This window comes from Nesterenkonia muleiensis (assembly GCF_003600155.1).
Taxonomy (GTDB): Bacteria; Actinomycetota; Actinomycetes; order Actinomycetales; family Micrococcaceae; genus Nesterenkonia; species Nesterenkonia muleiensis.
Genome location: NZ_QWLD01000033.1, coordinates 1 through 11,006, shown reverse-complemented (window position 1 = coordinate 11,006; position 11,006 = coordinate 1). Strand labels below are relative to the sequence as shown.

8 protein-coding genes and 3 pseudogenes are annotated in these 11,006 nt (G+C 57.3%); 10 read left to right on the top strand and 1 reads right to left on the bottom strand.

Annotated elements, in window-relative coordinates:
• The coding region (locus DVO78_RS08835) for an integrase core domain-containing protein (RefSeq protein ID WP_157983959.1) at positions 1-323 on the top strand (323 nt) is incomplete at its 5' end.
• Between the two features lie 18 nt (positions 324-341).
• Here DVO78_RS08835 and DVO78_RS17975 read toward each other — a convergent pair.
• A pseudogene (locus tag DVO78_RS17975) lies at positions 342-473 on the bottom strand (IS3 family transposase); the annotation flags it as partial.
• Between the two features lie 4 nt (positions 474-477).
• Here DVO78_RS17975 and DVO78_RS17540 point away from each other — a divergent pair.
• The 9 genes and pseudogenes from DVO78_RS17540 to DVO78_RS08790 form a co-directional block, all read left to right on the top strand.
• A pseudogene (locus DVO78_RS17540) lies at positions 478-808 on the top strand (integrase core domain-containing protein); the annotation flags it as partial.
• A 560-nt stretch (positions 809-1,368) separates the two neighbouring features.
• Entirely contained in the window at positions 1,369-2,865 is a 1,497-nt protein-coding gene (locus tag DVO78_RS08825) for an NAD-dependent succinate-semialdehyde dehydrogenase (protein WP_120004448.1), read from the top strand.
• Entirely contained in the window at positions 2,862-4,160 is a 1,299-nt protein-coding gene (locus DVO78_RS08820; protein WP_202912140.1) for an iron-containing alcohol dehydrogenase, read from the top strand. The genes DVO78_RS08825 and DVO78_RS08820 overlap by 4 nt, the downstream gene beginning before the upstream one ends.
• Positions 4,157-4,933 carry an SDR family NAD(P)-dependent oxidoreductase gene (locus tag DVO78_RS08815; protein WP_120004451.1) on the top strand — a complete coding sequence of 259 codons (777 nt, stop codon included), beginning with the start codon at positions 4,157-4,159 and terminating at the stop codon, positions 4,931-4,933. The genes DVO78_RS08820 and DVO78_RS08815 overlap by 4 nt, the downstream gene beginning before the upstream one ends.
• A 264-nt stretch (positions 4,934-5,197) precedes the next feature.
• On the top strand, positions 5,198-6,475 hold the full coding sequence (gene dctP, locus DVO78_RS08810) for a TRAP transporter substrate-binding protein DctP (protein WP_120004447.1): 1,278 nt from the start codon (positions 5,198-5,200) through the stop codon (positions 6,473-6,475).
• Between the two features lie 147 nt (positions 6,476-6,622).
• Positions 6,623-7,159, top strand: coding sequence for a TRAP transporter small permease (locus DVO78_RS08805; RefSeq protein WP_238385216.1), 537 nt, complete (start codon positions 6,623-6,625; stop codon positions 7,157-7,159).
• Between the two features lie 28 nt (positions 7,160-7,187).
• Positions 7,188-8,708 carry a TRAP transporter large permease gene (locus DVO78_RS08800; protein WP_120004446.1) on the top strand — a complete coding sequence of 507 codons (1,521 nt, stop codon included), beginning with the start codon at positions 7,188-7,190 and terminating at the stop codon, positions 8,706-8,708.
• Between the two features lie 73 nt (positions 8,709-8,781).
• A pseudogene (locus tag DVO78_RS08795) lies at positions 8,782-9,996 on the top strand (ISAzo13 family transposase); the annotation flags it as partial.
• Positions 9,997-10,050: 54 nt separating this feature from the next.
• Positions 10,051-10,944, top strand: coding sequence for a transposase (locus DVO78_RS08790; protein ID WP_157983957.1), 894 nt, complete (start codon positions 10,051-10,053; stop codon positions 10,942-10,944).
• Positions 10,945-11,006: the final 62 nt, after the last annotated feature.

Here is an 11,006-nt window from a genome sequence, read left to right as displayed (position 1 = left end):
CGGATGCGGGGTCGCAATATACCTCTCTGGCTTTCACCGAAGCCTTGGCCGAGGCTGGGATCATCGGCTCGATCGGCAGCGTCGGCGATGCGCTGGACAATGCACTGATGGAATCCACTGTCGGGCTGTACAAGACCGAGGTCATCGACCACGAGAGACCCTCGTGGAGCAGCTGGAGGCAAGTCGAAGCCTCCACTGCCGAGTGGGTCCACTGGTACAACCACGAACGGCTGCACTCCTCAATCGGAGACCTCCCACCGCAAGAGTATGAGCAGGTTTACTATGATCACACCCAAGGGCGCAGCGAACCCGCTGCAGCCTAAACCAGCCCTCCATCATTCCCAGGCCGATTCACCGTTGTCCCAGCACACCCCAGTGCGACCCATCGATTGCACAAAACCATTACCCGCACACTACTGAATGAATTGATCTGAGGTATATTGAGATCCGTGATCGCTATTAAGCCGAACTCCGGTTAATAGCGACCGGGGCACCCAATACACCTCCGAGGACACCTACAAGGTCTGTGACATCTTAGGGATCAGTCAGTCAGTAGGGCGTACAGGAATGTGTTTTGATAATGCGATGGCCGAGTCGGTGTTCAGCAAGCTGAAGACCGAGTTCTATGACCGTCGCAGCTGGGCCACCAGGGCTCAGGCTCGCACCGGAGTCGCCTTACTGGATCGAGTCCGTCTATAACCGCCGCAGGTTGCACTCAGCGATCGGGATGCTCCCGCCGGTGGAATACGAAGAATCCCTCCGCGGCCAGCGGCAGGGAAAGTCAGAAGGACTTCAAGCAGCCGCCTGAGGAACTAAGCGAGTCTCCACGACTTGCGGGCAAGCCCACGTCAGCAACTTTGTGGGCTTTTTCTAACGTGGCGCCGTGCATGACTCGTGCCCCGATCACCACCCCCGTGCTGGGGACCGGTGAGGCCCTGTGCAGATCCTTCGGTGGTGAGAAGTTCGCGATAACGGGACGCAGGCATTGCTTCCGATTTGATCGGTTTCAAAGTGTTCATTGGTTGAATGTCGGCAAGTCCGGACACACGCCGGGCGGAAAAGTGTCTTTCAGCTTTGCATCCATGGCACGCAACGCTACTTTGTCTACTTCTCACACATCCGCCCCGCAGTTGGCACTGTCGAAGGTCACCGGGCTAACCATCGATGACGACGACCCTATACCGCCTCATGCTGGCTAAACCCCGAATCCCGACGGCGACGAGTGGACGGACACCGTACTCCATGTCACACTATTCGCATGTGCCGAACATTCGTACCGTTTTGTGAGAATTTTTGGGTGCCGAGCCTTCGGCGTGATTTCGCCGCGTTGTTGGCTTCACCCTCGCGCCTTACGACACAGGAGGTAACATGACGACCTTTGCCAGTTCCAGATCGAAAGCATCCGTCGACATCCGCGGGCATCAGGTTCCGACGGGTCTACTCATCAATGGACAGTGGGTTGACGAGAGAGAAACTTTCCCTGTAATCAATCCGTCAACGGGCGAAACCATTTGTGAAGTCAGCAGTGCTGCTGAATCGCGCGCACGGGAAGCGCTGAACGCCGCCGATGCCGCACAAACCGACTGGGGTGTTATGAACCATCGGATGCGGGCTCGTCTACTCCATGGCGCTTTGGCGTTAATCAAGGAACGCGAAGAGCAATTCATCGCTGTCATGACTGCCGAAAGCGGCAAGCCAATCGCTGAGTCCGCTGCCGAATTTGCTCTGTCTTCCGGCTTCTTCGAATGGACCGCGGAGCAGGCAGCTCACGTTCATGGAAACTTTGGCCCCGGGTCAAACCCAGGGTACCGGGTCATCACCACCCATCAGCCGGTAGGCCCTAGTCTGCTGCTTACGCCGTGGAATTTTCCCATGCTCATGGGCGCCCGCAAAATAAGTGCCGCTCTCGCTGCTGGCTGCACCACTATTATAAAGTCGGCCCAGCAGACGCCCCTCACCTTGGCCCTGCTCGTCGAGACGCTGCAGGAAGCAGGTATACCCTCCGGGGTGGTGAACCTGTTGCATACTACTCGTTCGAGCGAGGTGTCCAGTCCACTGCTGTCGGATCATAGATTACGCAAAATCAGCTTCACCGGATCTACTACAGTAGGCTCACACCTAATTGGACTGGCAGCCAAGAACATTGTAAATACGTCTATGGAACTCGGCGGAAATGCGGCCTTCATTGTGCTCGACGATGCCGATGTTGACCTAGCTGTGCGCCAAGGAATTGATTGCAAGTTCCGCAATGCTGGCCAAGCGTGTGTTGCCGCGAACAAGTTCATTCTGCACAAAGACATCGCGGAGGAGTTCACTGAAAAATTTGTTGCCGCGACTCGGGAACTCGTTGTCGGCGACGGCTCCGACCCAGCTGCCAACATGGGGCCGGTGATTACAGAAGACCAGCGGCAGCGAGTGCATGCTTTGGTCCGGTCTGCATTGAGCGACGGTGCCGACCTGCTCACCGGCGGCAGACCGTTGGACCGCGACGGCTTCTATTATGAGCCAACCGTCCTGCGGGGGGTTCCCACGAATTCACCCCTCGCCTGTGACGAGATCTTCGGCCCTGTCGCTGTACTCCATACCGTGAGCTCCGTGGCAGAGGCCACCAAATTCGCTAATGAAACCGAATACGGCCTGGCGAACTACGTCTTCACCCGGGATATTTCGCGGGCCATCCGAATTGGTGAGGAACTCGAATCCGGCATGGTGGGCGTGAACCGTGGCGTAATGGCCGACCCGATGGCACCTTTCGGCGGCACTGGCGCCTCCGGCATCGGTCGCGAAGGCGGCGAACATGGCATTCATGAATTCCTTGAGCCCCATTACATTGCGCTGACCGTTGACGAAGGGGCAAACCAGTGATCCACACCGCACAGCAACTCGTATCGGCAAGTAAGCCTGAGCATACCGGTCACCCAGATCATAATGCGGTCATCAATGGGTTTGGCCTGGTTCGTCAGCCAGGCACAGTCCTGTTTGGAGTGGGGCGCCGAGACACTATCGCCTCCGCGGTGGCATCTCTGGGCGACGAAGTCTTGATTTGCTCTGACGCACGCATGGTCCAGACTCCTGAATTTGAGGAGATTATCTCAGATCTTAAAAAGAGAGATGTCGGCGTCCACGTTTACAGCAACGTCGAACCTGACCTACCACGAACTAACGTAGAAGATCTCATTGAACAGGTCGGCCAGGAGCAAATAAATGTTGTACTAGGTCTAGGCGGTGGTAGCTGTCTCGATATGGCAAAGATCGCTACAGTTATGCTCACCTACGGCGGAGACGTCCAGTCCTATTACGGCGAATTTAAGGTACCAGGGTCGACTATTCCTCTAGTGACTGTACCGACCACGGCAGGCACCGGAGCAGAGGTTACCTGCATCTCGGTGATCTACGAGCCCGCTTCAGATATGAAGGTTGGGGTCGCCAGCCCACACCTGGAGGCGAGCGCGACCATTGTGGATCCTGAGTTTACGCTCACCTGTCCACCCGGCTTGACAGCGGCCACCGGGGCGGATGCACTCTCGCACCTGATCGAGGCCTTCACTGCCACCGCAAAGAACCCGGGAAACGGCGCCTTGGAGAATGTCCTGTATGTCGGTAAAAACACTATGGCTGACATGCACTGCCGGGAAGGTATCCGCTTGGTGGCCACTTCGTTGGAACGAATTATGGCTAACCCGAATGATGTTGAGGCACGCTCCGCGACAATGCGCGCTGCGCTACATGCCGGATACGCCATCAACACCACCGGCACGGCGGGAATCCATGCCCTCCAGGCTCCGATAGGTGCAAGAACCCATACTCCTCACGGGGTGGGCGTGGGCGTACTACTGCCCTATGTCATGCGATATAACTTGCCTGTCCGGACGCCGGAATTCGCGCATATGGCAGACCTACTGGGGGTTTTTGAGGCCGCCCAGGACGATCTCGCCAATGCGCACGCCGCAATCGAGCGGGTAGAGGAGATTCTGGCAACACTTGAGATTCCCTCCAGTCTGGACGACCTCGGTCTCAAGCGTGAAGACATACCCACTGTCGCGGCGAATGCGCTGAGGGCCACCCGCCTGACCGCGAATAACCCACGCGAACTTTCCGAAGAATCCATGATTCACATACTTGTACGAGCACATGCGGGAGATCGGAGCTGGTGGTCATGAGTGAATATACGACAATATTCTCACTACAAGGGCGTCGAGCCATCGTTACTGGTGCTAGCCGTGGCATCGGACGCTCCATTGCCCTGGCCATCGCCAGCGCCGGCGCGAAGGTGGCATTGACCGCCCGTGGCGCGGAACATCTGTCCGAAACCTGCTCATGGATTGCAAAAGAGGGCGGTCATGCTGAGGTAGTTCCCGCAGACCTCTCTGATCACCGTCGCGTGCCGGAATTAGCCGATAGGGCTGAAGAGGCGCTGGGCGGTCTGATAGATATCGTCGTGCACTGCGCCGGCGCCCAGCACCGCGAGGCTGCCGTAGGTTTTCCTTTTGAAGAGTGGGAACGAGTCATTCAGGTCAATCTCACCGCACCCTTTGTTCTGAGCCAGGAAGTGGGGCGGCGCCAGATCGCCGCGGGCCTGCCGGGAAACCATGTATTCGTCTGCTCTCTGACGAGCGTACTCGGGCTGCCTAACCTAGTGGCCTACAACGCCGCGAAATCCGGCCTCATGGGCGTAGTACGTGCATTGAGCCGTGAGTGGTCACAGCATGATATACGGGTCAACGGTATATCGCCCGGATACGTAGAAACTGAGATGACCAAGGAATTGTTAGCTGACCCGGTACGTCGGCAGAAGTTACTCGACCGCATTCCCGCTAACAGATTCGGCACGACGGAGGAATTAGGTGCACCCACGGTCTTTCTCGCCTCGGAAGGCTCGGCTTATATGACCGGACAACTACTCATCGTCGACGGTGGTTGGCAAGGCGCCTAGCTGTAAGTGTGGCTGAAGTCACAAACTTCGCGTATGATGAACATCACGTCCGTTTTATGAGAATATTCTAGTCACTGGCATGCGGAATGAACGTACCTGTGGAGACAGGCGCAGGCCAGCCGGCTAGCTGTCATAGTCGGGAACGCGAAGAATGTCTTGAAGGTGGCTGGAACGACTCGGGGCAAAGGTTGCACCGACCGGGCAAGTCACCGAAGGTAACCAGGAATATGGCCTAGCTAGTCCTCTATATATTGAAGGAGAAACATGAGAATCAAGAACAACAGGTCTTTACTTACTGCCGGTGCTCTGTCGACGTCGCTGGCTCTTCTGGTGGGTTGTGGAGGTTCCATCGGTGATCAAAGTAACGGCGCCGGAACGGAGGGTTTCGACTACGGGGCTTCGCAAGAGGATGTCGACGAAGTTCTCGCGGACCTCGAACCGGTAACACTGGACTACCAGGCCTACGCATCCTCACCTAATGCTGACTCTGCCGCTGAAGCGCGAGCTATGAAAGATGCTATTGAAGAACGTTCCGGGGGCAAGATCACCATTAACATCCATTGGGGGGAATCCATAGTTAGCTACACCGAGGTCGACTCGGCGCTCACAGACGGAAGGCTCGATCTCGCCTACAATATTGCTATCTATTCTCCCGCGGAGTATCCGATTCTGGACAACTACAGCAAACTTAGCCACTATGCCGAGGCCGGTCCCCTCACCGGCGAGCTGGTCACGCAGGCTACGATGACTGAAGCTGCGTGGAACGATCCTGAGTTCATCGAGGAGTTCACAAGCAAAGGCCAGGTGCCTCTGAACTTGCTTGGAAGTTCTGGCAACTACACGCTTGCATGTAATTCACCCCGATCATCCGCTGAGGACTGGGCGGGAACTCAGATTCGCATCGGCGGGTCCGCCCAGGTCCCCATCAGTGAGAGTATCGGTGCCTCGCCGGTGTCGCTGGAGTCCGGCGAAGTGTTCGAGGGGCTACAGCGCGGCACAGTTGACTGTGCGTGGACTAATCTTCTTGTCGCGGGAGAGACTGGACTGCTGGAAGCTGCGCCTCACGTAACAACGCTAGATCAAGCACGAACGACTTCAGTCGTGAACATCGCCCATGTTGCGGGCTCCAGCTTTGAGCAACTCCCCCTCCCTTACCAGCAGATCATCTTCGACGTAGCGGGGGTTGACTGGCTTCACGGTCAGATCGAAGGGGTCATGCGCACGAGCACCCAAGCTGTGCAGGACGTCCAGGACGCTGGCGGTGACTTTACAGAACCCGACCCACAGATCGAAGAACAGATCTTCGAAGCGCAAGAGCAGATCGTCGAGGAGATGATCGAGGACGACCTCGTGGATGAGAATCTTCCCGCTCAACTTAGGGAGAACTCTGAGAAGTGGGCCGAGGTGGTTGAGGAACTCGGTTACACCGATGATGGAGAGCTCTCCAACCTTGATGAGTGGTACGATCCAGAATCCGTCGATTTCCGCCCGCTTTTCGAGAGAGTATACGAAGAGGCCGCTTTGAACCATCGACCTTCATGACACATACATGAAGTGCTTTTGGTAGGTTACCCTCACTCTTCTGACCACTACTAGAATTTAGGATCCGGTCGTGATTACTACAACTAGAGACGATGGTCTATTACGGATTCGGAGCTCATCGTCGGGAACACTAAGGCTGGATTATTTATGGTCAAGATCAGTCAAATCATTCATAAAACGTTACTAGTTGTAACGGCGTGTGCGTTGACCATCATGATGCTGCATCTTGTTCTCAATGCGATGATGCGGTTCCTGCTCGATTCCCCCCTTTATGGTACGAACGAGATTGTGGCCTATTGGCACATGCCGTTGGTGGTATTGCTGGGAATCCCCCTGACCCAATTGCAGAAGGAACACATCAACGTCACGCTGGTAAGTGGGCGCATGAGACGTGGCTCCGCTATCGTCTTTAGGATATTCGGATGCACGGTGAGCGGCCTAGCTAGCATCGGGTTCGCCTGGTATGGACTGGGCGAGGCGCTACACAGGATGGAGATCGGCTACACGGCAGGTGTGACGGCCATCGTTACGTGGCCGATTTCCTTCGTGGTGCCTCTTGCTTTCGCCATTCTCGCAATTTTGTATGTGACCGAGTTGTCGATGATCTTCAAAACCGGCGAGCCTCAAGTGGACCTTGTTCCCGCCGAAAAGGCTAAGAACAATACCGAAGAGACTATGGCGTAACCTTCGCCGTGCGAACAGGAGAAACTCCATGACTGCGGATACCCCAACGGCCGATAGCTCGCACGCCAGCCTGCTGCCCGCCGATTCGAAACGCAACAAACCGAGTGCCCGGTCCTTGATAGTCGGGTTCGGTCTGATGGTCGTATGTTTAATCGGCATCTTCACCAGTCCAACGGTCGCGGTTGTTGGTGTGTGGTGTGTAGTTCTCATGATAGTTATGATGCTGTTCTCTGTGCCTGTTGCAGTCGCGTTGGCCGCCCCTAGTCTTATTGGCGTCTACGCGATCAACGGGGTTCCGGCGGCGATCAACCTCCTGTCTATTTCGCCATACAACGCTGTTTCAAGCTGGTCTTTGAGCGTCTTGCCGATGTTCATCTTCATGGGCATGCTTCTGGCTAAATCGGGTATGACTAGTCGAATCTACCAGGCCACTGACCGTTGGTTCTCTTGGCTCCCCGGCGGCGTAGGCATCGGCACGACCGCAGCTGGTGCCGGTCTGGCGTCTGTATCGGGTTCGACCATCGGCATGACTTATGCTTTAGGCAGAGCCGGTATCCCAGAGATGCTGCGTGCTGGGTTCGACAAGCGTATGGCCCTGGGTACAGTCATTGTGTCTGGCTTGCCCGGGAACCTCATTCCCCCGTCGATTCTGCTTGTTGTCTACGCCGGCATTGCCAGTGTCCCTGTCGGCCCCCAGCTGGTTGCTGGTGCCGTGCCTGGGATATTGCTGGCCGCTCTTTTCGGCCTATTCATCTTCACCGTAGGTATACTGGCACCGCGGCTTGTTGGGCGGGGCGAGAAGGGCCACGGAACGAAGAAGGAAGTCACGTGGAAGCTGCGTATCGAGTCTTTGCGTCAAATTTGGGGCTTCCCGATCCTCATGCTCGTTCTATTTGGCGGCATGTTTTCCGGTATGTTCACCCCCACTGAAGCCGGAGCGGCAGCAGCATTAGTGGCACTGCTACTAATGATCTATTACACCCGTAATGATAAACCGATATCGAAACTAGCCCATGCTACTTTTGCTACGGTGTCTTCCACGGCAGCGATTTTTTTCATTCTAATCGGCGCGGAGATGCTGACCAGACTTATGGCAACGACCGGCCTCGCTCAGCTGGTGACCGACTACGTCACCAGTCTCGGTCTCAGTCGGGTCGGATTCCTTCTCTTGCTGATTGTGCTGTATCTCTTCATGGGCATGTTCTTCGAAACTATATCTATGATGATGTTGACTATACCAATTCTCCTGCCCACTCTAGAGGTCATGGGTATCAGTCCTCTTTGGTTCGGGGTATTCGTGGTATTGCTGGGTGAACTGGCAATGATTACTCCGCCGGTCGGAATTCTGTCCTACATCGTCCATAATATTTCAAAGGCGCCGGAGGTAAATATCGGACAAAACATTACTCTCGGAGATGTGTTTGTCGCAGTAACTTGGTTCCTCCCGATAACTATTCTTTTTCTGATTATAATGATTGTGTTTCCAGAAATGACCGAATGGTTGCCCAGCCTTCTTGAACGCACGAGCGCAAGAGCAGGGACTCAGTGACCTGACTTTGGTCCGTTAGGACGTGCGCATAAATTAGTGATTGTTGTGGTGTTGGTGGTGGGATCATTGGTGTATGGCAATCTCGGCAGAGACGATCACGGCGCTTGGTGCGAAGTTTGATGCGTTGCTGCCGTATCTGGATGAGCGTGCCCAGCGGCTGATGCTGGCGGCGGAGGCCAGGTCGTTGGGCCATGGCGGGATCGTGGCGGTTGCCCGGGCCTCGGGGTCATCAGCGTCTCGGGTGCGTCGGGGTGTGGCCGAGTTGGAGGCCGGTGCGGAGCCATCGTCTCGGGTGCGTCGGCCGGGGGCGGGCCGCAAACCGGTCACCGAGACCGATCCCAGGATCGTGGATGCGTTGCTGGGGCTGGTGGAGCCGACTCGTCGGGGAGACCCGGAGTCCGCGTTATGCTGGACGACATTATCGACGCAGAACCTCGCTGATGAGCTGACCGCTGCGGGGCATCGGGTCAGCGCACGGAAAATCGCGCAGCTGCTCAAAGCCCAGGGATTCAGTTTGCAGGCCAACGCTAAGCAGGTTGAGGGCCGCCAGCACCCGGACCGGGATGCCCAGTTCTCGTATCTCAACTCCCAGGTGATGGGTCATACCAGTGCGGCCGACCCGGTGATCAGCGTGGATGCGAAGAAGAAGGAACTGGTCGGTGAGTTCGCAAACGGTGGCCGGGAATGGCATCCCAAGGGCGCGCCCTGTGCGGTGAACGTCCACGACTTCAAAGACCCCGAACTGGGCAAGGTGAACCCCTACGGGGTCTACGACATCGCCGCCGATACCGGGTGGGTCTCGGTCGGTGTCGATCATGACACCTCACAGTTCGCGGTCAACACGATCCGCTCCTGGTGGAACCAGACCGGGCGCCACGCGTACCCGGGTGCGGCGCAGATGCTGATCACCGCTGATGGCGGGGGCTCCAACGGATACCGCACCCGGCTGTGGAAAACCGAGCTGGCCGCCCTCGCCGCCGAGACCGGGCTGTCCATCACGGTCTGTCATCTGCCACCGGGCACCAGCAAGTGGAATAAGATCGAGCACCGGCTCTTCTCCCGCATCTCGATCATCTGGCGCGCCCGCCCCTTGACCAGCCGCGAAGTCATCGTCAACACCATCGGTGCCACCACCACCGCTTCCGGGGCACCGGTCAAGGCAGTACTCGACACCAACGAGTACCCAGCCGGGATCAAGATCGGCGACCAGCGCATGCAGCAACTCATTGACGACCGGGCCCTTGTGCGGCACCAGTGGCATGGTGAATGGAACTACACCCTCCACCCCAACACACGCACTAATTAATACGCGCCCCCTGAGAGCGCCGACGGTGCCGTGGAGATGATCCGGCAGCTGAAAGTTGCCCACGATACCGCGGTCAAGGACAGGACCGGGGCGATGGTCACGCTCAAGGCGATGCTCGTCCACGCGTCAGAAGACCTGCGCGGTGAGACAGCGGGGAAGACCCAGAAGATGATCGCTTGCCACTGTGCCGGGCTATGCCCACGCGGGCTGAACACCCCCGAAGACGCGAACCGTCACGCACTGCGCTCGATCGCCAAGCGCTGGATCGCCCTCAATGACGAAATCATCGAACTCGAGGCAATGATCAAGGACCTCGTGGCCCAGCGAGCATCGCACCTGCTGGAGCGCTTCGGCATCGGGGTCGACACCGCCGCGGAGATCCTCATCGTCGCCGGCGATAACCCTGAGCGCATCAAAAGCGAAGCTGCGTTCGCGAAACTGGCCGGCATCAGCCCCATCCCGGCAGGGTCAGGGATGACCAGCGGGAAACATCGCATCAACCAAGGCGGGCACAGACAGCTCAACGCTGCGATCTACCGCACCGTGATCGCCAGGATGAGATTCCACGAACCAACGATCGCCTACGTTGCCCGTCGCACTGCTGAGGGTAAGTCCAAACGCGACATCATCAGCTGCCTGAAACGCTACGTGATCCGAGAGGTCTACCACCTCGTCAAAACAGACCCCGCACCGGCGAGATCCGCAGTTGACAACTATAGGAGCATCAACGCCGCTGCAGAGGCGTTCTTCAGCTCGTTGGAGTGGGAGGTCCTTTCGCGACACGACTTCGCCAACACCCGCCAGGCCCAGGCTGTTGTGCTGGACTGGTGCTACGGATTCTACAACCACGAGCGCCGGCACAGCTCGGCCGGCATGATGAGCCCCGTCAACTACGAGAACACCGCGGCCCCAGACCAGGAAGCCGCATAAGAGCGTGCGCCGGTAGGTCATGGTCGGCGGGCTGGGCGGGTGTCCCATCGGTGGGTTGTCCA

Bases quoted from the DNA above. Each gene is read 5' to 3' on its own strand.
- DVO78_RS08825 (WP_120004448.1), top strand. From the start codon at position 1,369: ATGACGACCTTTGCCAGTTCCAGATCGAAAGCATCCGTCGACATCCGC.
- DVO78_RS08815 (WP_120004451.1), top strand. From the start codon at position 4,157: ATGAGTGAATATACGACAATATTCTCACTACAAGGGCGTCGAGCCATC.
- dctP (WP_120004447.1), top strand. From the start codon at position 5,198: ATGAGAATCAAGAACAACAGGTCTTTACTTACTGCCGGTGCTCTGTCG.
- DVO78_RS08805 (WP_238385216.1), top strand. From the start codon at position 6,623: ATGGTCAAGATCAGTCAAATCATTCATAAAACGTTACTAGTTGTAACG.
- DVO78_RS08800 (WP_120004446.1), top strand. From the start codon at position 7,188: ATGACTGCGGATACCCCAACGGCCGATAGCTCGCACGCCAGCCTGCTG.
- DVO78_RS08790 (WP_157983957.1), top strand. From the start codon at position 10,051: ATGATCCGGCAGCTGAAAGTTGCCCACGATACCGCGGTCAAGGACAGG.